This window comes from Pseudonocardia cypriaca (assembly GCF_006717045.1).
Lineage (GTDB): Bacteria > Actinomycetota > Actinomycetes > Mycobacteriales > Pseudonocardiaceae > Pseudonocardia > Pseudonocardia cypriaca.
Genome location: NZ_VFPH01000001.1, coordinates 2,388,589 through 2,415,263, shown reverse-complemented (window position 1 = coordinate 2,415,263; position 26,675 = coordinate 2,388,589). Strand labels below are relative to the sequence as shown.

The window sequence follows — 26,675 nt, the reverse complement described above, 5'->3', positions numbered from 1 at the left end:
TGCACCCGCACCTCCCGCCACTCACACACCGGCTCGCTGCTCGGCGGTACGAGTGCGCTCGTAGACGTCCAGGTGTGCCGCCGCTGCGGCGTCCCAGGTGTGCCGGGCGGCGAGCGCCCTCCCGGCGGCGAGCCGTCCCGGGTGGCCGCCGCCCGCCGCCGCGAGCAGCTCCCCGGCGAAGCCCCGCGGGGTCGTGGCGAACGCCGCGGCGCCGTCGAAGACCTCGCGGAGCACCGGCAGGTCGCGAACGACCAGCGGAACGCCCGCTGCGAGGGCCTCCATCGCCGCGAGGCCGAACCCCTCCTTGGTGGACGGGAAGGCGAACACGTCGGCGGCGGCCACCAGCTCCGGTAGGTCGGTGTGCGGGACCGGGCCGAGCACGATCGGCGCGACGCCCAGCTCGGCGGCCCGGGAGTCGACGCGGGCTCGGTAGTCGCGGTAGTCGAACAGCGTCTCGCCGCCCGCCACCACCAGCGCGAGGTCCGGACACGCCTGCCGGACGAGCGCCACGGCCTCGACGAGGTCCAGCGTGCCCTTGCGCGGCTCGATCCCGCCCACGGCGAGGACGTAGCGGCCGAGCCGCTCCCGCCACCGCATGCGGCCGGCGGCCCCGGCCGGCCCTGCGGCCGCGGCGAAGCGGGCGGCGTCCACGCCGTTGGGGATGACGGTGGGCCGACGGCCCCATCCGCGCTCGACCTCGGCGGCCACCGCGGCCGAGACGCAGACGAGCGTGCGCGGCCGGGCCACCGCCCGGTCGTGGCAGTCGGCGAGCGCAGGCGTGGTGAAGGTGTCGAGGTGGTGGACGGTACGAATGCAGCCCGGCACCGCGTTGGCGCTGATGCAGTCCTGCGCGTGCACGACGTCGTAGCTCTCGCCGCTGCCGGCGAACGCGGCGCCGAGGACGGCGATCGAGCGCAGGATGCGGTCGCCGACGTCCTCGTCCGGCAGGTCCGGGAACGGCACCAGCCGCACGGTCACCGCGGGGTCGACCGGCCGGAAGAACGCGGCGTCGCCGCCGCGGCCCAGCGACCAGACGGTGACCTCCTGCCCGGCTCGGGCCAGCGCCTCGGCGAGCGCGAGCGTGTGCACCACCCCGCCACGCGGCTTCGTCGAGTACGTCAGCAGTGCGATCTTCATGGGCGATCCTCATGCGTACGTCTCGGGCCGCCGCTCGGCGAGGTGCGAGAGCACCGTCCGCGCACGGGCGACCTCGCCGGCCACGTCCAGCTCGGTGAGCGCGAGCCCGGCCTTCGCCCACGTGCGGGCGAGCACCTCCCCGCCCGGCCCGACCACCTTCGACTGGCCGAGGAACCGCAACCGGCCCATCGTGCCGGTCTGGTTCGCCGAGACCCACACCACCTGGTTCTCCGCGGCGCGGGCGCAGTCGTAGAGGTCGAACAGCCGCGTCTGCCGGTCCTGCACCAGCCGCGGGGCGCGGTTGGTGAGGCTCGCGGGCCACGCGGAGAGGCAGGCGATCATCAGCGCGCCGCCGGCGGCCAGCGTGCGGGCGGCCTCGGGGAAGGTCTTGTCGTAGTCGATCAGCATCCCCAGCCGCCCGACCGGCGTGTCGAAAGCGGAGAACCGGTCGCCCGCCCGGTACACGCTCGCCTCGCCGACCGGCTGGTGCACCTTGCGGTGCCGGCCCAGCACGCCGTCACCGGTCAGGCACACCGAGGCGTTGTAGGGCAGGTCGGGGCCGAACTCCCGATAGCCGAGGCAGACGACCATGTCCCCGGCCGCGGCGGCCACCCGCTTGAGCTCCGGCGCGTCCTCGGTGAGCACGGGCGGCAGCCCGGTCTCGTCGGTGCCGGCGAAGGTGCCGAGGTAACCGCCGATCGTCGCGTCCGGGAACACGAGCAGGTCGACGTCCTGGGACGCCGCCGCCCCGATGATCATCTCGATCTTGGTGAGGCACTGGTCGATGTCGCGGCCGAAGTGCGCTGCCACCGCAGCGATCTTCATCCGGCCGCCGCCAGCGCCGGCTGCACAGCGGTCGCGATGTGCTCGGCGAGGTACTCCGCGTCGCGGGCGATCCCGGCGAACCGGCCCGAGCCCCAGGTGTGCAGCCACGGCAGCCCGAGCACGGACAGGCCGGGCACGCTGGTGAGGCCGCGGGAGTGGGTCGGGTAGCCGCGCCCGTCGAACGCGGGCACGCGAACCCAGCTCCAGTTGCTGCGGAAGCCGGTGCACCAGACGACACCGGAGATCCGGTCCAGGTCGAGCGCTGCTGGGTGATCCGGCCGCGGTGCCCACACCGGCCGGTACCGCGGTTCGGTGGGCGCGTGGAGTCCGGCCTCGGCGATGTGCCGGTCGACCAGGTCCTTGGCGTTCTCGCTGACCCGGTCGGCCGCGTCCAGGTTGGCGGCCAGGTCGTGGGCGAACGCCAGCACCCCGCCACGCAGACCGGTGAGCCTCCCGTAGAGCCGCATGCCGTCGCGGGCGAACGCGCGCAGGTCGATGTCGCGCCCGCCGTCGCGGCCGGTGACGTAGTGGTTGGTGCCCAGGCGCGCCGCCTCGCCGTTGCGGTGCTGTTCGACGGGCATGTCGTAGTGGCCCATGTCGTGCAGCCAGGCCACCATGTCGCGGCCGCGGTAGAACCGCGCGATGCGTGGCGCACGTCCGACGGCGAGGTGCACGGAGCGGCCGGCGAGGTGCAGGTCCTCGGCGATCTGCGCGCCGGACTGCCCGGTACCGACCACGAGCACGTCGCCGGCCGGGAGCTGCTGCGGGTTGCGGTAGGCCGAGGAGTGCACCTGCGCGATCCGCTCGGGCAGCCGGTGGGCCCAGGCGGGCACGAAGGGCCGGTGGTAGCCGCCGGTGGCGAGCACGACGTGATCCGCGGAGAGCGTCCCGGCCGGGGTCGTGAGGACGAACCCTCCGTCCGGTCCGGCGGCGAGCCCGTCCACCGGGGTGTGCTCGAGCACCGGCGGGTCGAACGAGGCCGCGTAGGCGCGGACGTACGCCACGATCTCGTCGCGGACCATGAAGCCGTCCGGGTCGTCGCCGCGGTAGGGCCAGCCCGGCAGCCGGCACTGCCAGTTCGGGGTGACCAGGCAGAAGCTGTCCCAGCGGGCGTCGGACCACTCGTGCGCGATCGTCTTGCGCTCCAGCACGACGTGGGCGACCCCTCGCCGGCGCAGGCACCACGACATCGCGAGGCCGGCCTGCCCACCGCCGACGACGGCGACCGGGATGTGGGAGGGGAAGGGCACCCGGGGTGCGCCCCACGTGGTCTGCTCATACACCGGTGGGCACTCCGTATGTCTCGGGGCGGCGGTCGCGCAGGTGCGCCATGGAACGGCGGGCGCCGGCGAGCACGGCGGGCACGTCGACATCGGCGACGGCCATGCCGGGTGCGACGCCGGTGGTGGCCAGCACGTCGCCGCCGGGGCCGACGACCTTCGCGCTGCACACGAACCGCAGCGAGCCGAACGTGCCGGACTGGTTGGACGCCACCCACACCACCTGGTTCTCCAGCGCTCGGGCGCGGTCGAACAGGTCGAAGCGGTGCGTCCAGCGGTCCTCGGCGAGGTCCGGGCTCGCCGCCGTGCGCGCCGCGGGCCACGCCGAGACGCACACGATGATCTCGGCCCCGTCCAGGGCGAGGGTGCGGGCGGCCTCGGGGAAGGCCTTGTCGTAGCAGATCAGCATGCCCAGCCGGCCCACCGGAGAGTCGAACGCGCAGAACCGGTCGCCCGCGGCGTAGCTGTTGGACTCCCCGAGCGGCTGGTGCACCTTGCGGTGCACGCCGAGCACCCCGTCGCCGGTCACGGCGACGACGGTGTTGTAGCGCGAGGTGCCGTCGGACTCGCAGAAGCCCGCGGTGACGACCACGTCGCCTGCCATCCGGGCGAGCCTGGCGATCTCGGGCCCGTCGACGTCAAGGGCGGGCGGCAGCGCGTCGCGGGGCAGCACCCGCTTGACGCCGTGATCGCCTAGTGCCCCCCGCCGGGAGTCCGTTGCGGATATCGGCGGATCCAGGTTTTCGCTGGGTGTGCCGGCGGGGCGTCCCTCGTATTGGACATACTCGGGCGGCTCGCCGGTGCGCCCAGCGGGAAGCTGGGCCGTCGAGATACGTGGCGGACTTCCGGCGGGGGGCACTAGGTCGGCGAGGTATCCGCCGAGCGCCGCCTCGGGGAGCGCGAGCAGCTGGACGCCGCGCGCGCGGGCGTCGGTGAGCAGCTCGTCGATGCGGGCGAAGCAGGCGTCGAGATCGCGCCCGAAGGGTGCGGCGACGGCCGCGAGGGTGGTGGTCATGCGGTTTCTCCAGTCGCGGGACCGAGCCCGGTGACCGCCCCGGGCAGGGCGGGGGTGAGCGAGCCGTCCGGCCACCGCAGGGCCACCCCTGCGCCGGGCACCAGCTCGCCGCACGTGGCGGTGGTGGCCGGGCCGGCGGGGGCGACGGCGCGGTCGGGAGCGTCAGCGGTGAGGAAGGCCGAGCCGGGGAAGCAGGTGAACCAGTCCCCGACGGTGGCCGCGGCCGGGCGGGGCACCGCGGCGACGTCGAGCACGGCGCCGCATCCGCTCGCCTCCGCGAGCATGCCGAGCGTGCCGACGAGCCCGGCCATGCTGACGTCCTTGGCGGCCGCCGGTGCCGTGCGGGCGACGGCCGAGCCCATGAGCCGCAGCTCCTCGGTGGTCCGCCCGGTCGTCGAGTCCCACTGCCGTCCGGTGTGGTCGCGCCGCCAGCCGCCGCCGAGGTCGGCGGTGAGCCGCACGGCGTGCCCCGGCCGCCCACCGCCCGCGGGCACGGGCCGGTCGGTGCGGCCAAGCGCGGTGACGGACAGGGCCGCGGGCACGCCGAGCTGGGTGTGCCCGCCGAGCACCGGCACGGCCCATGCCGTGCTCGCCGAGCGCAGCCCGGCCAGCACCCGCGCGGTGAAGGACGCATCCCGGCCGGCCACCGCGTCGAGCAGGCCGAGCGGGGCGGCGCCCATCGCGGACAGGTCGTTCACGTTCACGAGCACGCCGCACCAGCCGGCCCATTCGGGGTCGCGCTCGACCATCGACGGCAGGATCGCGTCGCACGCCGCGACGACGTCCGTGCCGGGCACCGGCGCGCCGTCGTCGCCGACGAACCCCGCCCCGCCCAGGTGCATGCCGGCGAGCAGCCCGCCCAGCGGCCCCTTGGTGGCGCGGGCCAGCGCGGCGAGCCGCCCGACCGGCCAGGTCATCGCAGCGTGCGGGCGCCCGCTGACGACCGCCGCTCCGGTGCGGCTCCAGCCGAGCCGGGTGAACATCCGCTCGTAGCGGTCCTGGACGGTAGCGTCGAAACGCAGCGCCCCGGCCGCCTCCGCGGTCGCGCAGGCCGCCCGGACCAGCGCCGGCCCCACCCCGCGCGGCGCGCCGGGCGCCGCCACCAACCGGGAGCCGGTCCACCAGCCCACGTCGGACCCGCCCGGGTCGACCGGGCCCAACCGGACCCCGCCGAGCACGGCCCCGCCCACGGCCCGGGCCACCAGCACCCGGGTGCGCGGATCGTCGTCCGCTGCGTCGCGGTCGGTGCCGGCGAACAACCCCTGTTCCGCGACGAACGCCCGGTGCCTCAGCGCGGTGTGCGCGCGGCGCCCGGCGCCGTCGGCCTCCTCGATCCGCCACGCCGGCACGTCCGGCGCGGCCCGGTGGTCGACGAGCAGGACGTTGCGCACGAGCGATGCGGTATCCGCAGCGCTGCCCCTGGCGATCGGGGCGCCGGCGCCGACCAGCAGGACCTCGCCGGTCACGCCCCGGCCGCCTGCAACGCGCTGCACGCCCCGCAGGCCGCGCACCCGGCGCCCTGGTCGGCGCCGAACATGCCCCGGGCCCGCAGGCCGACCGCCACCCGCCTGGTGACGCTCTCCAGCACGACCGGGTCGGGCGGCCCGACGCCGTCGGCCATCGCGAGGGTGCCGGCGAGCGGCCGGTAGGGCACCACGAACGGGTAGACGCCGCGGTCGGCCAGCCGCAGCGCGCCTGCGACGAGGTCGTCCGGGTCCTCGCCGAGGCCGACCAGCAGGTAGGTCGACACCCGGTTGCGACCGAAGACACGCACCGCCTCGTCCCACGCGGCCTCGTACTGCACGAGCGGCACGGTGGCCTTGCCGGGCATCCACCGGGCGCGCACGCCGTCGTCGAGCGACTCGACGTGGATGCCGATCGCCGTCGCCCCGGCGTCGTGCAGCTCTCTGATCGCCGCGAGGTCCTCCGGGGCCGGTGGCTCGCACTGCACCTGGATCGGCAGTCCCGGCACGGCGTCCAGGACGCCCCGCACGCAACGGGCGAGGTGGCGGGCGCCCCGGTCGCGACCGTTCGTGGTGCCGGTGGTCAGCACCATCTGGCGCACCCCGTCCAGCCGGACCGCGGCCTCGGCCACCTCGGCGAGCTGCGCCGGGCTCTTCACCGCGGTGGTCGCGCCCGCCGCGAGCGACGCCTCGATCGCGCAGAACCGGCACCGCTGGTCCTCGGCGTAGCGGATGCAGGTCTGCACGACCGTGGTGGCGAGAACGTCGCGCCCGTGCAGGCGAGCGAGCTGCTCGTACGGCACCCCGTCGGCCGTTACCAGGTCGTAGAACCGCGGCCGCCGGACCGGCTCGGCCTCCAGCCCGAGGTCGGCACCGTCGAGCAGCAGCCGCCCGCCGCGGATCGTGTACGGGCTCGCCGGGTTGATCGGGAGCGCGGTGGCGCGACCGTCCAGCAGGACGTGTCCGTCGTCGCTCGGGCCGGCCCCCGCGCGGCGGGAGACGGGGGCGTCGACCCTGACGCCCAGGATCGCGACGTCCACGCGGGTGGACGCCCGTTGCGAGCAGGGCGCCGCGGTGTCCTGGGTCGTCACGGCCGGATCAGAGGTTGTAGGTGGAGTTGATGATGGCGCCCTTGCGCGCGTAGTGGATCAACGCGTCCTGGACGTCGAGCGGGTGGCTCGGGATGCACCCCGCGATCAGGTCCTCCTCGCGCAGGCCGTGCAGCGAGAGACCGAAGCGGCAGACGTAGACGGTGCCGCCTTCCTCGATGAACCGCTCGATCTGCGTGTTGATGTTGTGCTCGCCCGGGAAGGCGGAGTCACCGGTGGTCGGGAACCCGCGGGTGGCCATCGCGTTCATCGCGGCCGGCCCGTAGAAGTACAGCACCGAGTCGAAGCCCTTCCGCAGCGCGCGCAGGGCCTGCAGGACCGCCACGAAGCTCACCGACGACTCGTGCGCGATGCCGTGGACGAGGGTGAAGTAGGTCTCGCCCTCGCGGGCCTGGTAGTCGGGGAAGATCTTGGTGGAGCCGTAGAGGTTGGTCCCGGCGGGCAGCGACGGGTGCGGGATCTCGGCGAGGCTCGCCTGCTGGTTGGCCGCGAGCTCCTCATCCGAGATCAGCGGCGTTCCGGTGGTGGCGGGGGCGGTCTGGGTCATGGTGACTCCTTCTCGTTGCTGGGTCGGCCGAGGCCGTGGAGGGCCTCGAAGTTGCGGGAGAAGACGAGCTCGGCGAGCTCGCCGTCGCCGGTGGCGGCGGCCAGCCGGGCGTGCTCGCCTGCGAAGTCGCCCCACGGCTGGTCGGAGGCGAAGAGCACCCGGTCCGCGCCGATGCCGCGGCGCTCGATCTCGGCGGCCAGCCAGCGGGGCGCGAACCCGATGGCCCAGCTGGTGTCGGTGTAGACGCGCTTGCCGGCGGCGACCCAGTCGAAGAACCGGTGGCCGATGAGCTTGATGTGCCCGCTCATCCCGCCGCCCAGGTGCACCAGGTGCAGCGGCACGTCGTCGGCGTAGCGCTCGACGAGCAGCCCGACCTCGTCGATGTCGCTCGCGGCGCCCGGGCTCGTGTGGACGTGCACGACGAGGCCGTGCGCCCGGGCGGCCGCGAAGATCGCATCCAGTTGCGGCCGGCAGGCCTCGTCGTCCGCCCGCCCGCCGAGCAGGAACGACAGCTTCAACGCTGCCACCCCGCGCTCGCCCGCGAGGGCGAGCGCCTTCTCGGTGGCGGCCGCGTCCTGCGGGCGGGGCGAGGTCCACAGCCCCGCGAGGACGCGCTCGTCGCGCTGCGCCGCCTCGATGACGAGGTCGTTCAACGCGAACGACGTGCTCGGGTCCGGCACGCCGTAGTTCGGCAGCACCAGCGCCCGCTCGGTGCCCTCACGGTCCAGGTCGCCGAGGAGCTCGTCGATGGTCGCCCGCGCCGTGGTGTCCGGGTTGACAGCCGGACCCCCGTAGAAGGGATGCGCCGGCAGCACCCCCAGGTGCCGGTGCGCGTCGTGCACCCGGGCCGGACCCCGCGTCGTCATGGGGAAAGCGTCGAGCCCGCGCGTGTCCTCCTGGTGACGTCCGGAACGAGTTCGTGTTGCCCGGAGCGACGCAGCGTTGCGCCGCGGTTGCGGGGTGTTGCGCGGCAGTGGCACGGGGGGTCGGCTCGCCCACGCTGCCGGTGGTGACGCCGGCCTGGCCGAGGGCGAACCACCTTCGCGACGTCACGGGGATCGGCGGGGCTACCGGACTCCGGACGAGACGGCGCAGATGTCCGTGACCCGGCCGATCGCGCAAGCGGGCGTGGAGGACTTACCCGTGCGTGCTCGCGCTGCGCCGATCCCTCGGCACCCACTCGAAGGTGGGACCCGCCGTCGAGCCGCCGTTGCCGTCGGGCATCCGCAGCAACGCCAGCGCCTGCTCCCGCACCGCGTACATCGTGCCGACCGCGGCCCCGAGTCGCGACGGGCTGCCGGTGCAGGCTTCTTCCAGCTGTTGCAGCAGCAGGCAGTAGGTGCGGTTGAACTCCTCCTGCGCCTGCCGGACGGGGCTGCCCGGCGCGTGGTCGGTCGTGCGCGGGTTCGGCCGCATCGGTGCGATGCCGTCGAGGTCGACGACGAGGGCCTCGCCCGTGGGACCGGACCGCGGCGTGTCTCCCGCCTGGAACCGCCTGCCCTCCTTCAGCTCCACGAAGCGGTAGTAGTGGGCGACCTCGTCCCGATCCGGGTGGACGACGTCCCGGTCGCCGTCCCAGACTTCCGTGCGGGTCGCGCCCTCACCCTGCTCGACGATCTCGCCGAGAGCGTCGAGCGCCGACGCGAGGTCCACCACGGCGATGACCCGGCCGCCGCCCCGCCGGAAGTGGACGTCGCTGATCTGGCGCGCCGGGTCGCCGCTGAACACGGCCTCTTCCCCGAGGGTCGCGCACATCTCGCGCAGCCCGTTCTCGATCGCCGTGTAGAACTGGCCGATCGTGGCGTAGCCGTCGGCCTGCGCCGGGCCGTCCACCCGGGCCGGCTGCTCGATCCGCAGGAACAGGTCCAACGCCTCGGGACCGAACGGGCCGAGCCCGACCTGCACGGATCCATCGCTGTGCGGCAACGGGTGCGGGTAGGAAGGCAGCAGGTGCGGCGCGTCGAGCACCGGGTCCGCGCCCACGGCGTTCACGAGATTCGCCGCCAGCAGCAGGTGCAGCATCTCCTCGGCGAACACACTGCCCACGACCTGTGCGGCCTCGGCGTTCCGGTCGGGATCGAGGGAGTACAGCGCACAGAGGTACGGCGGGAGGGTGGAGTGCTCGAGCTCGAGCGCCCACTGCAGATGCGTGCGCAGCTCGTCGAGCGTGCAGATGCCGGTGGTGGAGAGCGTCACGGTCGTCCTTCCTCGGTCGGACGGGGCACACGCCCGTCCCGAGGAAGGACCGGATCCCACCCTCGTCTGTGACACAGGACCGCGACGCCCCTCGCAGGCGGTCGCCCTACCCCGTGCCCCGGGCCGAGACCGCGGCCGAGATGTGCGCGAGCTTCGCCGGGTGCATGACCCAATAGAGGTGGTCGATACCGTCCGCGGTCGCGGTCGCGGTGAGCCAGGCCACCGCCTCGCCGTAGCGGGTGACCAGCACCGACGGGCCCCCGTTCGCCTCCACCCAGTCCACCCGGACGTCCGCCCAGAACCTCGCGGCGAACGACGCGACGAACTTCGCCACGCGCGTGCGTCCGAACACCGGGATGCGCGACGCGTCGCGCACGGCTCCCCCGCCGTCGGAGTAGCTGGCGACGTCAGCGGCGAACAGCGACTCCAGCTCGTCGAAGTCACCTGCCTGCGCGGCGGAGAGGAACGCCGAGAGCAACCTGCGCTGCTGGACCACGTCGACGGAGGTCCTCCGCTCGGCCGCGACGGCCTGCCGAGCGCGGCTGAGCAGCTTGCGCGCGTTGACCTCCGAGGTCTCCAGCACCTCGGCGATGCGGCCGTAGGGGTAGTCGAACGCCTCGCGCAGCACGAACGCTGCCCGCTCGGTCGGGGTCAGCTTCTCAAGCAGGACGAGCACCGCGACCTCCAGGGCCGCGCCCCGCTCAGCACCCAGAACAGGATCGGCGGTTGTGTCGACCGGTTCGGGCAGCCACGGACCCGCGTAGGTCTCGCGCCGCGCACGGGCCGTCTGCGTCGCGTTGATCGCAAGCCGGGTGGTCATGGTGACGAGGAAGGCCATGGCGTCCCGCACCGATGCCCGGTCCTGCGCCTGCCACTTGACCCACACGTCCTGCACGATGTCCTCGGCGTCCGCGACGCTCCCGAGCATCCTGTAAGCGATCCCGAACAGCCGGGGCCGCATCAGCGCGAACTCGTCGGCCAGCTCGGCCAGCTCGTCGCGAACGAGCGGCTCTCGGCCGGCACTACCCACGCCGCACCCGCCGCCCGAACGGAGCCTCCTCGGCCGTTCCCGGGTGCGCAGCCGAGGTGCTCGGCGTCGACATGGCCCTCCTCGCGTACGGCCGGTACCGCAACGAGCCTACGCATGGTGTTTCCGGCGCCCTGCGGCAACTGCACTTGCTCGAACGCCTCGGGGGACCGGCCCGCTGGTATGGCGGTGGCGAGCAGGCCGGGCATGGTGGCCAGGCCCGCCCAGACGAGCTGGTCGAAGTACGGGTACTCGACGCCGTCGATGTCGATGCGCCGTTTCAACGCTCGCCTCTGCCGCAGGTCGGGTTCCTGGCCGTGACCGACGATGCGCCGCCGGCTCGGCAGGAGCCGCAAAATGTCAAAGGTCCTGGTCACGGGGCGGGCCGCTGGGCAGACTGGACGGGCGAGGACCCTCGCTCCCGTACCCCCGGCCGCCCCGAGCATCGGGCGTCGCGTCGGGCGACGTCCCGGTCAGGCGGTGAGCAGCGTGACGGTGGAGTTCAAGCTGCTCGGGGGCGTCGCGGTGCGCCTCGACGGGCGCGACCTCGAGGCCGGGCACGCCCGCCAGCGGTCCGTCCTCGCGGCCCTGCTGGTCGACGTCGGCCGCCCGGTGCAGGCCGATCAGCTCATCGACAGGCTGTGGGCGGACCGGCCCCCGTACCGGGCCCGCAACGCGCTGGCGGCCTACCTCTCGCGGCTGCGCCGGGTGCTGGCGGACGCCGACGGCGTGCGCATCTCCCGCGAGCCGGGCGGCTACGTGCTGGCTGCCGACCCGCTGGCGGTTGACCTGCACCGCTTCCGCCACCTGGCCGCCCGGGCACGGGGCGCCGGCGATGCCGCGGCTGCGGCCGCACTGTTCGACGAGGCCCTGGGCCTGTGGAGTGGCGAGCCGCTCGCAGGCCTCGACACGCCATGGGCGCACGGCATTCGGGCCGCCGCCGAGGCCGAGCAGATCGCCGTCGTGCTGGACCGCAACGACGCGGCGCTGGCCGCCGGCCGGCACGCGGAGCTGCTCGCCGGGCTCACCGCGGCGCTGCGTGCCCATCCGCTCGACGAGCGCCTCGCCGGGCAGCTGATGCTCGCCCAGCACCGCAGCGGACGGCAGGCCGACGCGCTGGAAACACACCGGCAGGTACGGGAACTGCTCGTCGAGGAGCTGGGCGCCGACCCCGGGCCCGCGCTGCGCGCGGTGCACCAGCAGATCCTCGACGGCGACCCGGGATGGGTCGGCCCGCTCCCGCCCGCACCGCCGCCCGCACCCGCCCACGCACCCGCCTCCCGCGGCCCCGGCCTGCCCGCTCCGCTGACGACGTTCGTCGGCCGGGCGGCCGAGCGTGCGGCGCTCGCGGCCCTGCTCGAGGAGCAGCGGATGGTGACCGCCGTCGGGCCGGGCGGGGTCGGCAAGACCCGCCTCGCGCTCACCGTCGCCGCCGACGCCGCCGACCGGTTCGCCGATGGCGTCCGGTTCGTCGACCTGGTGCCGGTGACCGACCCCGCGATGGTCGCCCCGGCCGTCGCCGCGGGGCTCGGGCTGGGCGAGCAGCAGGCCCGCTCGCCCGACGAGACCGTCGTCGGCTGGCTCGCCGACCGGCAGTGTCTGCTCGTCCTCGACAACTGCGAGCACGTTGTGGACGGGGTGATCGAGCTGGTGGAGGGGCTGCTCGCCGGAGCCCCCCGGCTGGTGGTGCTCGCGACCAGCCGGGCCCGGCTGCAGGTGCCCTACGAGTGGGTGTTCCCGGTGCCGGGGCTCTCGGTCGCGGACGACGGCGACGCGGTGGCGCTGTTCCGCGCCCGCGCCGCAGCCGCCGGGAGCCCGCCGGACCTGGCCGACCTCGCGCGCGTCGCGGCCGTCTGCGATGCGCTCGACGGGACAGCGCTGGCCATCGAGTTGGCCGCCGCGCGGCTGCCGGCGGTGGGGCTGGACGGCGTGGAGGCCGGTCTCGCCGACCGGCTGCAGCTACTCGCCGGCGGGGCCCGCGCCGACGATCGGCACCGCTCGCTGCGCTCCGCGCTGGACTGGAGCTACGCGCTGCTCAGCGAGTTCGACCAGGCGCTGCTGCGCCGCACGTCGCTGTTCGCCTCTCCCTTCACCGTGGAGGCCGCACGCGCTGTGGCCGGGGACCGGCCGCTCCCGGCCGTGGAGGACGTACGGGGCGGGCTGGCGCGGCTGGTGGACCAGAACCTGCTCTCCACGGTCGCCGACCCCGGCGGCACGCGGTACCGGATGCTGGAGACGATCCGCCAGTACGGCACGGGGATGCTCGTCGCGGCGAGGGAGCGGGACGCGACCGCTACGCGACACCTGGCCTGGTGCCAGGAGGCGGGAGAGGCGCTCGCCGCTACCTCGGGGACGGACCCCGTGGCCTGGGGGGCCGCGTTCGATCGCATCGCCGACGACATCCGCAGCGCCTTGACCTGGGCTGCAACCCGCAGCGGGCACCTCGGGGAAGCCCACCGGCTCGCGGTCGTACTCGCAGACCTCACGTTCGCCCGCGGGATGCCCGGCGAGGCGCAGCGGCGCTACGAGCAGGCGGCGGCCTGGGCCGGCGACGACGCCGCAGCCGCGGCGGCCCTGCGCAGCGCCGCCGGTGCCGCGCTGAGCCGGCACGGCGGCGACGACGCGCTCGCGCTGTTCCGCAGGGCTGCCGACGCGGCGCTGGGGGCAGCGGATCCGGCAGGTGCCGCGCGTGACCTCGCGCAGGCGGCCGACGTCCTCAACCGGTTCCCCGGCCTCCTCAGGACCGTCGCCCCGGACGGGGCCGCCGAGGCGTTGTTCACCGAGGCGCGGCCGCTGGCCAGCGGGAACCCCGCTGCGGAGGCCCAGGTGCTCGCAGCCGAGGCGGCCCTGATCCCCGACCTCGACCCGCGCAGCCGCGCCGTCGCCCTGCGGGCGATCGAGCTCGCCCGCATCATCGAGGACCCGGTCGTCGAGAGTGCCGCGCTGGACCAGCTCGCCACGATCCAGCTGGCCAGCGGCGACATTCGCGGCGCGACGGAGAGCGTGCTGCGGCGCACCCAGGTGCTCGCTCCACTGCCGGTGCGGGCGGAGATCGGGGTGGAGCTGGCCGACGCCTACCACTTCGCCACCGAGGCCGTACTGGCCGCGGGCGATCTGGTCGCCGCCCGCCGGCTCGCCGCGGCGGCGCGCGACCTGCCGTTCCACCGCGAGGAGGGTCACCTCGCCACCAGCCGGCTCATCGTGGTGACCGCGCTGGCCGGGGACTGGGACGAGACGGTGGCACTGGCCGAGCGGTTCCGCGAAGGATGGGAGCGGGCGGGCCGCCCTGCGGCGGGCAGCCACGGCGTCAGCGCCGCCGCGGCGGCCGCGGTACACGGACTCCGCGGCGACGAGGCCGCCCGGGCCGCATGGCTGGACCTGGTGAGGGTGCTCGAGATCCCGAAGCCCGGATGGCGGCTGGCCGAGCAGAACTTCGGCGCCTTCTTCGACGCCTGGCTGCTGCTGCACCGCGGCCACCCGGCGGAGGCGGCCGCTCTGCTGCGGACCCCGCCCGAGGAGTTCCGCACCTGGTTCACGGTCCGCTGGCGCCCCTGGTACGCGGCGCTGCGAGCGGAGGCCGCCGTGCTGTCGGGGCAGGCCGGAGCAGCGGCGGTCATCGCCGTCGCCCGGGTCACCGCCGCCGACAATCCGGTCGCCGCGGCTGTCGTCGACCGGGCGGCCGCCCTCGCCGAAGGCGACCGCCCCGGGCTTCTTGCGGCCGCGGCCGCACTGGAGCCCACCGGGTGCCGCTACCAGTGGGCGCGCACCCTCGTCTTCGCAGGCGGCGCCGAGCGAGACGCGGGCCGCGACGTGCTGGCGGCGATGGGGGCAACCCCGATGGCGGAGTCCGCGCCTGTCACGCCCGCGTCGCGGTGACCAGCAGGTACTGCGCCTCCCAGCGGGCGGGTCGGCCCACCGGAGCGACGTTCCAGCTCTCCAGGAACTCTAGGAACGCGGAGTCGAGCGCCGCGACGCGCTCGGGGTCGGCGGCGCTCGCCGCATACAGCGCGATCGTCGGGCCGTGGTCTCGTTTCCAGTACTCGCGGAACTCGAGCGGACTGGCGCACTGGTCGAAGGCGGTGATGCGGTGCCGCACTGCGAGCGTCGTGACGCCGTCGCCGAACAGCTCACGCACGCGCTCCTCGCTGCCCCACAGTGGCGGCGGCGCGCCGGGCGGGGGCGGTGGGGCGAAGCGGGCCATGGTCGCGAAGAGGCCGCCGATGAATCCGTCCGGCGTCCAGTTCACCAGCGCGATCGTCCCGCCCGGCCGGCAGACGCGCAGCAGCTCGTCGGCGGCCGCGCGGGGGTGCGGGGCGAACATCACGCCCACGCACGAGATCACCGCGTCGAAGCCGCCGGTCGGGAAGGGCAGCGCCTCGGCCTCCGCCTCGACCCACTCCACCGCGAGCCCGCGCTCGGCGGCGGCGCTCCTGCCGCGCTCGATGAGCTCGGGAGTCGGGTTCGAGGCGACGACGTCGGCCCCGGTCGCGGCGGCGGGGAGCGCGGCGATCCCAGCGCCCGCGTCGACGTCGAGGACGCGCTGCCCGGCGCGGATCCCGCAGGCCGCGACGAGCTCGGGGCCAAGGTCCGGGATCAGCTCGGCCGCGACGCCCGGGTAGTCACCCGAGGCCCACACCGCGCGGTGTTTCGCCTCGAGCTGCCGGCCGGCGGACGCGCCGGCACTGGTGGTGGCCATGTCGTCTCCACGGGACTCGCGGAAAATGGGTGCGGTCCCGAGCGTGCGGCCAGCGGTATGCGCCGGTGCTCGGCGCACGTGAAATCCTCTGGTCAGCGCTCTGTGGATGACCAGCAGGCGAGTTCTCCCCGCCCCGTTGAGGCGCCCGAACGCGGACGCCAACAGCGGCACAGTCGATGACGAGGCGGGATCAGGCCGAGTCGCGGTCGCGGTGCAGGGTTCGCCGACCCAGTCGACCCAGGTCCACCCCACCATCACTGAGGATGCGGTGCGCCTTCACCAACTTGTAGACGAACAGCACCACCGCGACGGTGACGCCGGCGTCGTCGACCAGCCCGAGCGGACCGAGGACCGCCTCCGGCACGACGTCGATGGGCAAGACGAGGTAGACCGCCGCGGCACCCATGGCTATCAGGCCACGCGGCGGGATGCGGTAGCGCCACATCACGTACCCGAGCACCATGACGACGAGCAACCCGAGTACACCGACGATCAGCAGGGTGGTGCGCAGCCAGTCGGGCATGGCCCCAGTCTGCCGGGTCCTGGGCCACCCCGCCGGATGCCGGGAACTGTTCCGCAAGGCGAACGAGCCACTCACCTTGCTCCGCCCGGGCCCGGCCCGGTCTGCCTGCCGCCCGATCCGAGGCGCACCCGTCGACTGCCGACCGGCGTTCCATTCCGCCGACGCTTGCAACTCGACCTGACGTCAAGTCGCTCGAACCTGACGGATCGGCAAGAGGTCAACAGGCCGAAGATCGAAAAGAGGGCAGCCGAGCCCTACGTGAAGGCAGGCAGCGCGGCGAGCACCGAGAGGATCCCGAGTTGGTGCCGTTCGGTGACGAGCCGGCCGCCGTCCCAGGTCAGCGAGACGGAGTCACCGATGCGGATCCGCTTGTAGGACGGAGCCCGTGGGCCGGCGGGGGTCTGCACCGGGGTGGTGTGGGTCGCGCGCCAGACCAGGCCGACGACGCTGGTGTCGCCGTGGGCCAGCACGTCGGCGATCTCGGCATCGACGTCGGGGAAGACGGCCCGCAGTCGGCGCCAGTCGGCCACCACGGCGTCGATGTCGTCGGTCCGTCGGCCGGAGGTGGCCTCCTCGTAGCGGTACGCCGGCGCTGCCAGCGCCCGGCAGGCGGGCCAGTCGGCGTGGTTCCAGGCCTCGACGAGGGTGCGAGAGAGTGCCGTCACCCCGGTTGTGCGGGCGGCGGTCACCGCACACCCGTGAGGTGCGCGAGGACCGGGGCGAGCTCGGAAGTGGGCGAGAAATCGACGTACTCGGAGTCCTCCAGCGCGATGGGAGCGTGGCCCGGCGCCCAGTAGAAGGCCTCGCCCGCCCGGTACAGCTCGGCTCCCTCGGCCGTGCGCAGCTCTATCAGGCCGGAGAGCAGGTAGCCCCGGTGCGGGCACTGGCACAGGTCGCCCGGCAGGCCGGCGAGCGCGGGGCCGAGGTCGGTGCCCTGCGGCAACCGCACGAACCCGACGGTCAGGTCACCGCCGATCTCGGAACCGGCCAGCCGGACGCCGTCACTGTCGATCACAGTGGGAGCGGACTCCCGCGTCGTCGCCGTCATCGCGCACCCTCCTCGGGCAGTGTGCGCACAGCGTGGAACTCGGCGGTCTCGGCGCTCTCAACGCCGGCTCTCGCGGTGGTCAGCTCGACAGCGGCGCCCGGTCCGGGGCGCGAGCGGCGCGCCGTGTCCACCCGATCATCCCGAGCGCGGCGAAGGTGTGCTCGGCGGCCCCCCGCAGCTCGCGCGCGCTCCGCGGGTCGCCGGCTCGGGCGGCGACGCGGGAGGCGTCGAGGTCGGTGATCGCCCGCAGTGGTCGTGCCCCTTGCTCGGCCAGCACTGTGCCGGCCTCGGCGAACCAGCGCATCGCCTCGTCGTAGCGGCCATCCAGTGCGCAGACCCGTCCGAGTGCGAGACGGGCATCCATCATGGGGAACCGGAAGTCGGCGGCGAGTGCCTTCCTGAGCAGGGCCTCCTCCAGCACCGGCAGGTCCGGGTGTCCGCTCCGGCCCGGTCCGTGGACGATCCACAACGTCTCCACGGCGTCGCACAGCGTGCGCAGGTAGTTCATGGCCCACGCCGGCGCACGCTCGATCGCGGGTAGGACGGCACGGTAGCGCCGCAACGCATCGTCGATTCTGCCGAGGCGGGCGGCCGCCTTCGCGCCACAGGCGATGGCGGATGCCTCGAGCCGGTGTCCGGCCTTGTTCCCGGCCCCGTACGCCTCGTCGAGCTGGGTGAGGACGTCGGTCCAGCCGACGTCGGTCGCGTGCGCCAACGCATCGAGCGTGCCGATGTCGTGGATGCGCTGCCATCCCCAGCCCCGCCGGTCCGCCCCGCCGACGGCCCGCGCGCCCGCGAGGGTGGCTCGACCACCGGCGAGATCGCCCAGCGCGATCTGCGCCCGGGCGGCGAGCGTCAGGTAGTAGCTGCGCAGCGCGATCTGTCCGCGCTCCCGCGCCGCCTCGGCGGCGTCGGTCAGCAGCGGCAGGGCCACCGCGATGTCGCCCAGCACGAGCAGCCGGACGATCGGGTCGTCGGCGACCTCGTCCGGGATCAGATCGCGCCGGCGGTAGGTGGCCGGGACGGCCAACCTGGCCAGATCCGGCCGGCCGGTGACGCCGTCGGCGAGCAGGATGCGCAGCGCCTCCCGGCGTTCGGGTACATCCATGGTCGTCCCGGGGGAATCCGGGTCTTCGGCCTCGCGCCGGTCGAGCTCGTGGACCATCAGCGACGCCCAGACGTGGTCGCGGCGGGGGGCTGCGAAGCGCAGACCCTGCGCGGCGAGACGCCACGCGTGGGGCGCGCCGTCGGCGCTGGCGAGGGCGGAGGTCACCGTGGCCAGGTAGGCCGCTGCTCGCTCGGGGCCATCGGTCGAGGCGAGCAGATCGGCAGCGCGGGCCGCGGTGTTCACCGCGTCGTCGAACCGGCCGGCCCAGGCCTGCGCCGCCCCGAGCCGGGCCACCAGCGCAGGCGCCCGCTCGTCCCCGGCGGGGACGAGGTCCACCGCCATGGCGAGGAACGTCGCCGTCTCGTCGTGCGCGGCCGCGGCGTCCGCCCGCTCGGCGGCCTCCAGTGCGGCGCCCACGCCCGCCTCAGCGCCCGGCAGGTCGCGACCGGCGTGGTACTGCGCGGCGACCTCCGCGGCGGTCACATCGGAGGACCCGCTGCGCGCTGCCGCCAACGCCTCGGCCAGCCGCCGGCGCATCCGCAACCGGCGGGACGGGTTCACCTCGGCAAGGACAGCGTGCCGGATCAGGGTGTGGCAGAACTGGTACCGCTCGGGCGCCGCGGCGGGTTCCACCAACCCGGCGGCGAGGACCGCGTCGACCGCGGCGAGCCCGGCCGCCTCGCCCAGCCCGGCCGCCGCCACGACCGGCGCGAACGGGAACGGCCCGTCGAACGCGGCCGCGTGCGCCAAGAAGGACGCGCAGGAGGTGGACAGCCGGGCCCGCCTGCGGGCGAGCACCTGGCGGACCCCGTCGGGGACGACACCGGGGAACGTGTCGGTCCGCAGGCTGCCGTCGACGGCAGCGTGCAGCGCGCCCTCCTCGGCGAGGTGGCGGACCACCTCGCGCGCGAAGAAGGGATTACCGCGGGTCTCGGTGAGGATCGCCGAGCTCAGCTCCGCCGACACGGGCGCGGCAGCGACGTCGTCCAGCACGGCCGACAGCGCCGGCAGATCCAGCCCGCGCAGGCGGACGGACGACACGTCGAGGTCGGTGCGGACCGCGCCGAGGACGTCGAGCAGGCCAGGTCCGATCTCGTCGGCGCGGTAGGCGGCGACGATCAACACCCGGCGGTCAGCGACCACCCGCGCGAGGTGGCGCAGCAACACCAGCGTGCTGGCGTCGGCCCAATGCAGGTCGTCGAGGGCGAGGACGACCGGTGCGTGGTCGGCGAGCCCGCCGACGAAGCGGGCCACCCCGTCGATCAGCCACATCCGTTCCTCGTCGGGCTGCCGTCGCGCCCGTGACGCGGCATCGGGCGTTCCGAGCCGGACGGCCAACTCCGGCGACAGCCGAGCCAGCGGCTCGCCGAACGGTCCCGCCGCGCTCCCCGCGCGCTCTCCCGAAAGGGTCCCGAAGTGCCCGGTGACGGCCTCGGCGAACGCGTGGAACGCCGGCTGCCACTCGCCTTCCAGACAGCGGCCGCGCAAGACCGTGGCACCGCGGCGCGCGGCCGCTTCGCTGAACTCCCGCAGCAGGCGGGTCTTGCCGATGCCGGGCTCGCCCACGATGGTCGCGAGCCCGCCACACCCGGCCGCGGCCGTGTCCACGCGGTCGAGCAGCCTCCGCAGCTCGCTGTCGCGACCGACGAACCGGGCGACGCCGGCCGGACGCCCCCGCGGCCCCGGCTCAGCGCGCAGCACCGGGTCGTGCCGGAGGATCCGGGCGTGGAGCTCGTTCAGCGCAGGCCCTGGCGCGATGCCGAGCTCTGCGGCCAGCGTTGCCCGGCAGGCGTGGAACGCCTCGAGGGCGTCGGCCTGGCGGCCGTCGCGGTGCAGCGCGAGCATCAGCTGCGCCCAGCGCCGCTCCCGCAGCGGTGCCTGCGCCACCATGGCCCGCAGCTCGCCGCACAGGCGCCGGTGGCCGCCCCCGGCGAGCTCGAGGTCGACGAGATCTTCGCGGGCGGACTCGCACAGCTCGTCGAGCCTGCGGGCTTCGGCCTCGGCGAAGGGGCGCTCGGCGAACTCGCAGAGCGCCGGGCCCCGCCACAACCCGATCGCCGAGCGCAACGCGGTCGCGGCCCCGTCGTGGTCGCCGGAGACCGCCGCCGCCCGGCCCTCCGCCACGAGGCGTTCCGCGCGGTCCGCGTCGACCCGATCGGCGGCGGCCTCGAGCCGGTAGCCCCCGGGCACCGTCGAGATGCGCAACCCCGCCGTCGCGCCGAGCGCGCGCCGCAGCCGCAGCACGTAGTTCTGCACCGCGTTCACGCCCGACCGCGGTTGCTGGTCGCCGTAGAGTTCGTCGATCAGTCGGTCCCGGCTGACGCTCCGACCACGGTCTACGGCGAGGACAGCGAGGAGGAGACGTTCCTTGGCGGCGCCGAGCGTGATCGGGCCGCCTGGGCCGCACACCTCCAGCTGGCCGAGCAGCCTCAGCTCGACACCGTCCCGCACCCGAGCAGTGTGAACCACCGAGCGCACCCGATGCGACGATTCGGTCCGTCGAGCCCGTGAGCGGCAACGAGACGAGCCGCCTGAGCAGCGACGCGCTGCCCGCAGCGGGTGGCGTAGGCGGGCGGCAGCGCGCCCCCGGGGGCGGCCGGGCGGTGCCGGGGTCCTACCTCGACCGGTGCCTCGACTGGTGACCGCTTTCTGCCCGAGCGACCGGATCGGTGATTCCGTCCGCACAGGCGAGGCGCTCGACGTCCCATCCGGCCCGCGTCGCGCCGGCGCGGTAGGCCATTTCGTAGAACTCGAGCACGGCGGCCCGCCGGTCGGCGGCGGCGCGGGCCTGCCCGTAGGGCAGGACCGCGAGGTGGCTGCCGCCGCGGGGGTGCCAACGGGCGCCGGCGGGGAGCGGCGCGTCGGCGAGGCCCGCCGGCTCGGGCGCGGTGTAGGAGTAGAACGCCGGCTCGGGGAACGTCGGGTCGCCGAACCAGAACCCCGAGCTGATCACCTCGCGCGAGTACGCCTCCCGGGTGACGGCGTCGGTCGAGGGCTGGTGGTCGACCTCGGTGTCGGCGAACCGGGTCAGTGCGATGTCGAAGGTGTGCCAGAAGTGGTGCACCGGGCTGGTCTTGGCGGAGAACCGGCCCGCGAACTCCTCGAGCACGAGGTTCACCTGGCTCAGGACCTGCCAGTACCGGGTCACCGCGGCCGGGTCATAGGTGGCGTGCTCGGTGTCGTCGGCGAACGGACGGTCCGAGTCGGGCAGGTCGAAGGGGCGCGCGCCGGCCAGGCCGGCCGGCTCGACGCCGATCGTGTGCAGCGCGTGCAGGACCTCCGAGTGGAAGCTTGCGACCGAGTGCCCGGCGATCGAAAACGAGACCGAGCGGCCGTCCACGGAGTTCACCAGCAACCGGTGATCGAGGAAGTCGAAGTCGATCGTGAAGGAGGGGTCCAGCCCCATCGGCCGGGTGGTGATGCCGCGCCCAGTGAGGTGGAAGGGCACGTTCCACCAGTGGTTGCGCCGCGGGCTGGCCGCGAGCCGCACCTTCCCGACCACCTGGGCGAAGCGGTGCAGGGTGGGGATCGTGTCCGACCAGCCCTCGTATGGGATCGACGGGAAGAGCTCCATCAGCGGGTACCTCCGGCGAGGATGCGATCGGACGCGGTGCAGTAGTTGCACCAACAACCACACTCGGTCCACATTCCCCGCTCAGTCGGTTCGCCCCCGGGTGCAGAGGAGGCCGTTGCTGCGCCCATCATGCTGGCGCTGTGAACCATCCCCGCTTTCGGTGCCGCACCGCCGGGGGACGCCGCGCTGGGCCTCGGGTAGCGCCGACGGCTCCCCTCTCCCGTGGTCGGGATCACCGAGGTCGCGCCGAGCCCCAGCAGCGCAACAGCACGGCGGTCGTCATTGCACCACCAGAACCCGGCGGGAGCGCACAGGTTGAAGATCAAGCTCGGAGCGAGGCGTAGAGCGCCGTCTCGAAGTCGCCGTACAGCTTCCAGGCCTCGTGCTCGGTGATGAACGGCAGTGAGTTCGTGTAGATCGAGGCGCACACCCCTGTGGTGCGGTCCACGAAGAAATGCGTGTTGAACAGCCCGGCCCACGCGCCGGTCCAGGCCCGCCGCCGCCCGGGGATGTCCTGGGTGTTGAGCAACAGGCCGTAGCCCCACTTGAAGCCGGGTCCTACCCGCAGCGTGTCCGTGATTGCCGGGTCGGCAGTCGGGATCTCAGCGGGAAAGTCCAGGTCACCGATCTGGTTGCGGAATGCGGCGTCGACCGTCTCCTGCGTCAAGATCCGCTCGCCGTCCAGCTCGCCACCGCGCAGCAGGGCCCGCTCGAAGCGGATGAAATCACGCGGCGTCGAGTACAGGCCGTGGCCGCCCGCCCACCAGTCCGGTTCCTGGTTCAAGAGCTCCCCGGCCGACGTCCAGGATCCGTCCTCGCCTTTCACGTGAACCGTGACGCAGTTGTCGAGGCGCGCCGCGTCGAGGCGGAACATCGTGTCCCCCATGCCGAGCGGGCCCGTGATCCCTTCCTTGATCACCACGTCGAGCGTCTTCCCGGCGGCGGCTTCGACGACCTTGCCGAGCCAGTCGGTGTTGATCCCGTAGACGAACTGGGTCCCCGGGTCGGCGACCATCGGCGCCTTGAAGGCCTCCGCCGAGCCCGGCACCACATTGGGTAGGCCGGTCACCTTCTCGAACCTGACCAGGTCCGCGTTCCAGAACCAGTAGCCGAGGCCGGTGGTGTGTGTCATCAGCTGCCTGACGGTCGCCCGGCTGCCGGCCGGGCGCAGCTTCGGATGATCGCCGTCGAAGCCCTCCAGCACGCGGACGTCGGCGAACTCCGGGCAGTAGATGTCGACCGGTGCCTCCATTTCCAACTCGCCGCGCTCGACCTGCTGCAGGGCGGCAGCGGTGCACACCATCTTGGTCATCGACATGATGCGGAACTGCGTCGATGTCGAGACCGGGTCGCCGCTCTCGCCGACGATGCGTACGCCGGCGCCGCCCTCGTAGATGATCCCGTCGCGGTCCGCCGCGATCGCCGCGACATGCGGCACGGCGCCGGCCTCGACCGCCTCCCGCAGGACCTTGTCGACAGCGCTTCCGTCGATGACAGGGCTCATGCTGACCTCCATAGGTCGACGAGCGAGAAGCAACACCCGAGACGCGCATGCAAATCGTCCCACCGCCCGGCCGGCGCGACACCGACGATCGCGCGGAAGTTTCCGCAGCGCGACGCCCGCCATCTGGCGTCACCGGGCATCTGACCGACAACGCACGGCCTCCAGGCTCGGATGGCGGTTGACGCGTCCGGCGGGCGGAGCAGGATCGGGAACCGGACGGGGTCACAGGCCGCAGGCTGGGCCGATCGGACCTGAGGAGGCGCGATGACCAGGCGTGACATCGCTTTCGACGCCGAGGGCGTCACATTGCGCGGATGGTTCTACCCGGCGGAGGGCACCTCGGGTCGCCGCCCGACCGTGGTGATGGCCCACGGGTTCTCCGCGGTGAAGGAGATGTATCTCGATGCGTTCGCCGAGGTCTTCGCCGCGGCCGGCTTGAACGCGCTGGTGTTCGACAACCGCAACTTCGGCGCGAGCGACGGCGAGCCGCGCCAGGAGATCGACCCGTGGCAGCAGGTACGCGACTACCGCCACGCGATCACCTACGCCGGCACGCTGGACGACGTCGACAGCACGCGCATCGGGGTGTGGGGCTCGAGCTACTCCGGAGGGCACGTGCTCGTCGTCGGAGCGATCGACCGGCGGGTGAAAGCTGTCGTCGCCCAGGTCCCGCTGGTCAGCGGGTCGGCGAACGTCGCCGAGTTGGTCCGCGCAGACTTCCGCGCCAGCTTCCGGGAGCAGTTCGACGCCGACCGCGCGGCCCGCTTCGCCGGCGACCCGCCCGCGATGGTGCCCGTCGTGGCGGAGGACCCGCTGGCGCCGTCCGCCTTGCCGACACCCGACGCCTGGGCGTGGTTCACCGAGACCGGCAAAACACGCGCGACCGCCTGGCGCAACGAAGTGACGCTGCGCACCGTCGAGATGCTCGGCGAGTACGAACCCGGCGCCTACATCGGCCGGATCTCTCCGACCCCGCTGCTGATGATCGTCGCCCGTGAGGACCACCTCACGCCCGCTCATCTCGCCATCGACGCCTACGAACACGCCCGACAACCCAAGAAGCTCGTGATCCTGCCCAGCGGCCACTTCGACGCCTACACCAGCGGCTTCACCGGAGCGAGTGGCCCAGCCCGTGACTGGTTCGTCGAGCACCTCGCCCGCGCCTGACAAGCACCGGCCTTGGCGATCCGTCAAGTCCCGCTCGGACCTGACGGATCGTCAAGGGGTCAGGTTCTCGGACGCTCCCCGACCGGCCCGGTACCGCTGCCACTCAGCGTGGGCGATCCTCCAGGTGGAAGTCCTGGTACCTGCTCATCCTCCCCTCCTGGTGTCACGGGATGTCGATGGTCACGGCCGCCTGGCGACCATCGGCGTCCGCCAGCCCGGCGGTGCGCGGGCTGACGACGCGCGATACGCAGCACTGCAGGCGGTTTCCCGCCGCGTGCTGCGCGTCGCTGAGGAAGACGTCGCGGTGGTCGATGGCGCCGGCGATGTCGAGGACCTTCACCTGGCACAGGCCGCACTCGCCGCGGCGGCAGTCGTACATCATGTCGGCGCCGCACGCCTCGAGCGCCTCGAGCATCGACACGTCGTGGGTCACGATCGTCTCCAGCCCGAGCCGCGGGATCCGCACGGTGAACGACTCAGGGGCGAACCGCCCGCTGCTGCCGAAGGTTTCGAACCGCAACTCGGCGGGCCGCCTGCCCGCCCTCGCCCAGGCCGCCTTGATGGCGTCGAGCATCGGGGGTGGGCCGCACACGTACAGCTCCCCGCCCGCGGGGACGCTCGCCACCAGCTCCTCCACGTCGAGGGATCGACCCTCGTCGTCGATGCGCAGCTCCATCCGGTCGCCGTGCTCGGCCACCAGGTCGTCGGCGAACGCCATCAGGTCTCGCGAGCGGGCGCCGTAGACGAAGCGGTAGTCCGCACCGCGTGCCTTGAGCGCCCTTCCCATGGCCACGAGCGCGGTGATCCCGATCCCGCCCGCGGCGAGCACGTAGCCCGAGCGCCCGTACGTCAGCGGGAAGTTCTGCAGCGGCTGGGTTATCGAGACCTCCCGGCCACGCCGCAGGGAGTGCATGAAGGCCGAGCCTCCCCGGCTCTGCCGCGCCAGCTGCACGCCGAGGACCAGCTCCGTGCCGTAGCCGCCCATCCCGACGACGGAGTAGGAGCGCACGTCGGCCCGCCCGTTGACGTAGACGCCGATGTCGATGTGGCTTCCCGGCGGGGCGGGCGCCTCCAGGTGCTCCGGTTCGAGAACGACCTGCTTGACCTCGCGGGCGACGTCGCAGACGTCGAGCACCCGCGCCCGCCGCCACCGCTTGTGGCTCGTGGCTCCCATCGCGAGCCCCGCTACAACCCGCGGCTCATGAGGCCCGCCGCGGGCCGTTCGCGGTGCCGGGCGACGCCGCCCGCGATCTCCGCGCCCTGGCCGGTCTCGCCACCCGCCGGCCGCGGTTCGTTGGCCGCGTTGGTGACAGCGCCCATCGACACCGCGGCGTTCCCCGCGTCGTCGGAGCTCTTCTCGACGTCCGTCCCCGACTCGGCCGCGATCATCCGCTGCACGATGCGCCGGGTCCACATGCTGCCGGCGTCGATGTTGAGGTTGTAGAAGTCGTAGCCGGGGTTGGCCTCGATGCCGCGCTGCTGGGCCTCCAGCATCTGCTCGTCCTCGAAGAACACATTGGACACGCCCTCGCGCAGCCGGGTGGTGATCACCTGCTTGTCCAGGCACCAGTCCCGAGCGAACGCCCACAGGTAGAAGCAGGTGCGGTCGGTCTCGGGGGTCATCGTGTTGATCACCGTGCCGGTGACGCCCTGGCTGCGGTCCCCCTCGGGAGCGCCGGTGCCGGCCTTGGCCACGCCGACGTCGATCGCGATCGTCGAGGGCGCGGTGTAGTGGATGATCTGCCACCGGTCGACGGGGCCCTCGTAGTCGGGGAAGCGGTCGTGCAGGTTCCGTTTCCAGAACGGCGGCGGGTCGATTCCGTGCATCCACTTGGTGACCGTCACCGTCCGGTCGCCGTGGGTGACGTCGAAGTCGGACTCCGACAGCGACTCGTGCCCGATGCTCGATCCGTGCACGAACTGCTCGTGCGTGAGGTCCATGAGGTTGTCGACGATCAGCTGGTAGCTGCAGTTGACGTGGATCGTCCTGCCGTCACCCGCCCACTCGGGGTGCTCGTTCCAGTACAGGTCGGGGACGAGGGCGGGGTCGGCCAGCGCCGGGTCGCCCGGCCACACCCAGACGTAGCGGTGGCGTTCCACGACCGGGTAGGAGTGCACGGTGGCGCTGGGGTTGATCGTGTCCTGGGCGGGCATGAAGGTCGCGCGGCCGTCCGCGTCGAAGCAGATGCCGTGGTAGCCGCACTGGATCTCGTCGTCGCCGCGCAGCCGGCCCATCGAGAGCGGCGCCAGCCGGTGCCAGCAGGCGTCGGCGAGCGCGACGGGCCGCCCGCCGGTCGTCCGGTAGAACACGATGGGCCGGTTCGCGACCGTCCTGGCCATCAGGTTGCGGCCCACCTCGTGATCCCATGCCGCCGCGTACCAGGCGTTCAGGGGGAAGTCCCGGAATGTGGCGTGGCCGGTCTGCTCGTCGGGTCGGGACATGTCGTCGGTCTCCT

General features: G+C 73.7%; 23 protein-coding genes. 3 read left to right on the top strand and 20 right to left on the bottom strand.

Features of this window, described 5'->3' with window-relative positions:
- Nucleotides 1-21: 21 nt before the first annotated feature.
- From FB388_RS11525 to FB388_RS11475, 11 genes are all read right to left on the bottom strand, one after another.
- Nucleotides 22-1,137, bottom strand: a complete 1,116-nt coding sequence (locus tag FB388_RS11525; RefSeq protein WP_142100191.1) for an MSMEG_0565 family glycosyltransferase — start codon at nt 1,135-1,137, stop codon at nt 22-24.
- A gap of 9 nt (nt 1,138-1,146) precedes the next feature.
- On the bottom strand, nt 1,147-1,962 hold the full coding sequence (locus tag FB388_RS11520) for a carbon-nitrogen hydrolase family protein (RefSeq protein ID WP_142100189.1): 816 nt from the start codon (nt 1,960-1,962) through the stop codon (nt 1,147-1,149).
- A complete protein-coding gene (locus FB388_RS11515) occupies nt 1,959-3,245 on the bottom strand; it encodes an MSMEG_0569 family flavin-dependent oxidoreductase (protein WP_246121830.1) in 1,287 nt (428 codons plus the stop codon). The genes FB388_RS11520 and FB388_RS11515 overlap by 4 nt, the downstream gene beginning before the upstream one ends.
- A complete protein-coding gene (locus FB388_RS11510) occupies nt 3,238-4,257 on the bottom strand; it encodes a carbon-nitrogen hydrolase family protein (RefSeq protein ID WP_142100185.1) in 1,020 nt (339 codons plus the stop codon). Before FB388_RS11510 ends, FB388_RS11515 begins: the two co-directional genes overlap by 8 nt.
- Nucleotides 4,254-5,723 (bottom strand): MSMEG_0567/sll0787 family protein, encoded by a 1,470-nt coding sequence (locus FB388_RS11505; protein WP_246121829.1) that lies wholly within the window; start codon nt 5,721-5,723, stop codon nt 4,254-4,256. The genes FB388_RS11510 and FB388_RS11505 overlap by 4 nt, the downstream gene beginning before the upstream one ends.
- On the bottom strand, nt 5,720-6,811 hold the full coding sequence (locus FB388_RS11500) for an MSMEG_0568 family radical SAM protein (protein ID WP_142100183.1): 1,092 nt from the start codon (nt 6,809-6,811) through the stop codon (nt 5,720-5,722). Before FB388_RS11500 ends, FB388_RS11505 begins: the two co-directional genes overlap by 4 nt.
- 7 nt (nt 6,812-6,818) lie before the next feature.
- Nucleotides 6,819-7,376 (bottom strand): MSMEG_0572/Sll0783 family nitrogen starvation response protein, encoded by a 558-nt coding sequence (locus FB388_RS11495; protein WP_142100181.1) that lies wholly within the window; start codon nt 7,374-7,376, stop codon nt 6,819-6,821.
- Nucleotides 7,373-8,242, bottom strand: coding sequence for an amidohydrolase family protein (locus tag FB388_RS11490; RefSeq protein WP_142100179.1), 870 nt, complete (start codon nt 8,240-8,242; stop codon nt 7,373-7,375). The genes FB388_RS11495 and FB388_RS11490 overlap by 4 nt, the downstream gene beginning before the upstream one ends.
- A gap of 271 nt (nt 8,243-8,513) precedes the next feature.
- A complete protein-coding gene (locus FB388_RS11485; protein WP_142100177.1) occupies nt 8,514-9,572 on the bottom strand; it encodes a ferritin-like domain-containing protein in 1,059 nt (352 codons plus the stop codon).
- A 106-nt stretch (nt 9,573-9,678) separates the two neighbouring features.
- A complete protein-coding gene (locus tag FB388_RS11480; protein ID WP_246121828.1) occupies nt 9,679-10,602 on the bottom strand; it encodes an RNA polymerase sigma-70 factor in 924 nt (307 codons plus the stop codon).
- The gene (locus tag FB388_RS11475) at nt 10,533-10,976 is read right to left on the bottom strand and encodes a hypothetical protein (protein WP_170225409.1); all 444 of its coding nucleotides are present in this window, start codon (nt 10,974-10,976) and stop codon (nt 10,533-10,535) included. Before FB388_RS11475 ends, FB388_RS11480 begins: the two co-directional genes overlap by 70 nt.
- 103 nt (nt 10,977-11,079) lie before the next feature.
- Between FB388_RS11475 and FB388_RS11470 the strand changes: the two genes are divergently transcribed.
- The gene (locus tag FB388_RS11470; RefSeq protein WP_170225575.1) at nt 11,080-14,475 is read left to right on the top strand and encodes an AfsR/SARP family transcriptional regulator; all 3,396 of its coding nucleotides are present in this window, start codon (nt 11,080-11,082) and stop codon (nt 14,473-14,475) included.
- Here the strand turns inward: FB388_RS11470 and FB388_RS11465 are convergent.
- From FB388_RS11465 to FB388_RS11445, 5 genes are all read right to left on the bottom strand, one after another.
- Entirely contained in the window at nt 14,456-15,295 is an 840-nt protein-coding gene (locus tag FB388_RS11465; RefSeq protein WP_142100171.1) for a class I SAM-dependent methyltransferase, read from the bottom strand. The genes FB388_RS11470 and FB388_RS11465 overlap by 20 nt on opposite strands.
- A 190-nt stretch (nt 15,296-15,485) precedes the next feature.
- Entirely contained in the window at nt 15,486-15,818 is a 333-nt protein-coding gene (locus FB388_RS11460) for a YkvA family protein (protein WP_142100169.1), read from the bottom strand.
- A 254-nt stretch (nt 15,819-16,072) separates the two neighbouring features.
- Nucleotides 16,073-16,483 (bottom strand): ester cyclase, encoded by a 411-nt coding sequence (locus FB388_RS11455; RefSeq protein WP_170225574.1) that lies wholly within the window; start codon nt 16,481-16,483, stop codon nt 16,073-16,075.
- A 20-nt stretch (nt 16,484-16,503) separates the two neighbouring features.
- Nucleotides 16,504-16,866 (bottom strand): cupin domain-containing protein, encoded by a 363-nt coding sequence (locus FB388_RS11450; RefSeq protein WP_142100166.1) that lies wholly within the window; start codon nt 16,864-16,866, stop codon nt 16,504-16,506.
- 79 nt (nt 16,867-16,945) lie between these two features.
- Entirely contained in the window at nt 16,946-20,425 is a 3,480-nt protein-coding gene (locus FB388_RS11445; protein WP_170225573.1) for an ATP-binding protein, read from the bottom strand.
- 56 nt (nt 20,426-20,481) lie between these two features.
- Here FB388_RS11445 and FB388_RS40850 point away from each other — a divergent pair, with 56 nt between their 5' ends.
- Nucleotides 20,482-20,616: a hypothetical protein gene (locus FB388_RS40850; protein WP_281290394.1), complete on the top strand. Its 135-nt coding sequence runs from the start codon at nt 20,482-20,484 to the stop codon at nt 20,614-20,616.
- On the opposite strand, the gene FB388_RS11440 is transcribed toward FB388_RS40850, so the two are convergent.
- On the bottom strand, nt 20,589-21,548 hold the full coding sequence (locus tag FB388_RS11440; RefSeq protein ID WP_142100162.1) for a DUF5996 family protein: 960 nt from the start codon (nt 21,546-21,548) through the stop codon (nt 20,589-20,591). The genes FB388_RS40850 and FB388_RS11440 overlap by 28 nt on opposite strands.
- A 322-nt stretch (nt 21,549-21,870) precedes the next feature.
- Nucleotides 21,871-23,175: a serine hydrolase domain-containing protein gene (locus tag FB388_RS11435; RefSeq protein WP_246121827.1), complete on the bottom strand. Its 1,305-nt coding sequence runs from the start codon at nt 23,173-23,175 to the stop codon at nt 21,871-21,873.
- A gap of 141 nt (nt 23,176-23,316) precedes the next feature.
- Between FB388_RS11435 and FB388_RS11430 the strand changes: the two genes are divergently transcribed.
- Nucleotides 23,317-24,219 carry an alpha/beta hydrolase gene (locus FB388_RS11430; RefSeq protein WP_142100160.1) on the top strand — a complete coding sequence of 301 codons (903 nt, stop codon included), beginning with the start codon at nt 23,317-23,319 and terminating at the stop codon, nt 24,217-24,219.
- 163 nt (nt 24,220-24,382) lie between these two features.
- Here the strand turns inward: FB388_RS11430 and FB388_RS11425 are convergent, their stop codons facing one another.
- Entirely contained in the window at nt 24,383-25,393 is a 1,011-nt protein-coding gene (locus FB388_RS11425; protein ID WP_142100158.1) for a PDR/VanB family oxidoreductase, read from the bottom strand.
- An 11-nt stretch (nt 25,394-25,404) separates the two neighbouring features.
- Nucleotides 25,405-26,661 carry an aromatic ring-hydroxylating dioxygenase subunit alpha gene (locus FB388_RS11420; protein WP_142100156.1) on the bottom strand — a complete coding sequence of 419 codons (1,257 nt, stop codon included), beginning with the start codon at nt 26,659-26,661 and terminating at the stop codon, nt 25,405-25,407.
- Nucleotides 26,662-26,675 lie beyond the last annotated feature (14 nt).

What these genes read in the sequence shown, in the direction of transcription:
- FB388_RS11425 (WP_142100158.1), bottom strand. Translation starts at nt 25,393, where the DNA reads ATGGGAGCCACGAGCCACAAGCGGTGGCGGCGGGCGCGGGTGCTCGAC.
- FB388_RS11495 (WP_142100181.1), bottom strand. Translation starts at nt 7,376, where the DNA reads ATGACCCAGACCGCCCCCGCCACCACCGGAACGCCGCTGATCTCGGAT.
- FB388_RS11450 (WP_142100166.1), bottom strand. Translation starts at nt 16,866, where the DNA reads ATGACGGCGACGACGCGGGAGTCCGCTCCCACTGTGATCGACAGTGAC.
- FB388_RS11510 (WP_142100185.1), bottom strand. Translation starts at nt 4,257, where the DNA reads ATGACCACCACCCTCGCGGCCGTCGCCGCACCCTTCGGGCGCGATCTC.
- FB388_RS11420 (WP_142100156.1), bottom strand. Translation starts at nt 26,661, where the DNA reads ATGTCCCGACCCGACGAGCAGACCGGCCACGCCACATTCCGGGACTTC.
- FB388_RS11465 (WP_142100171.1), bottom strand. Translation starts at nt 15,295, where the DNA reads ATGGCCACCACCAGTGCCGGCGCGTCCGCCGGCCGGCAGCTCGAGGCG.
- FB388_RS11525 (WP_142100191.1), bottom strand. Translation starts at nt 1,137, where the DNA reads ATGAAGATCGCACTGCTGACGTACTCGACGAAGCCGCGTGGCGGGGTG.
- FB388_RS11520 (WP_142100189.1), bottom strand. Translation starts at nt 1,962, where the DNA reads ATGAAGATCGCTGCGGTGGCAGCGCACTTCGGCCGCGACATCGACCAG.
- FB388_RS11490 (WP_142100179.1), bottom strand. Translation starts at nt 8,242, where the DNA reads ATGACGACGCGGGGTCCGGCCCGGGTGCACGACGCGCACCGGCACCTG.
- FB388_RS11430 (WP_142100160.1), top strand. Translation starts at nt 23,317, where the DNA reads ATGACCAGGCGTGACATCGCTTTCGACGCCGAGGGCGTCACATTGCGC.
- FB388_RS11460 (WP_142100169.1), bottom strand. Translation starts at nt 15,818, where the DNA reads ATGCCCGACTGGCTGCGCACCACCCTGCTGATCGTCGGTGTACTCGGG.
- FB388_RS11440 (WP_142100162.1), bottom strand. Translation starts at nt 21,548, where the DNA reads ATGGAGCTCTTCCCGTCGATCCCATACGAGGGCTGGTCGGACACGATC.
- FB388_RS11435 (WP_246121827.1), bottom strand. Translation starts at nt 23,175, where the DNA reads ATGGCGGGCGTCGCGCTGCGGAAACTTCCGCGCGATCGTCGGTGTCGC.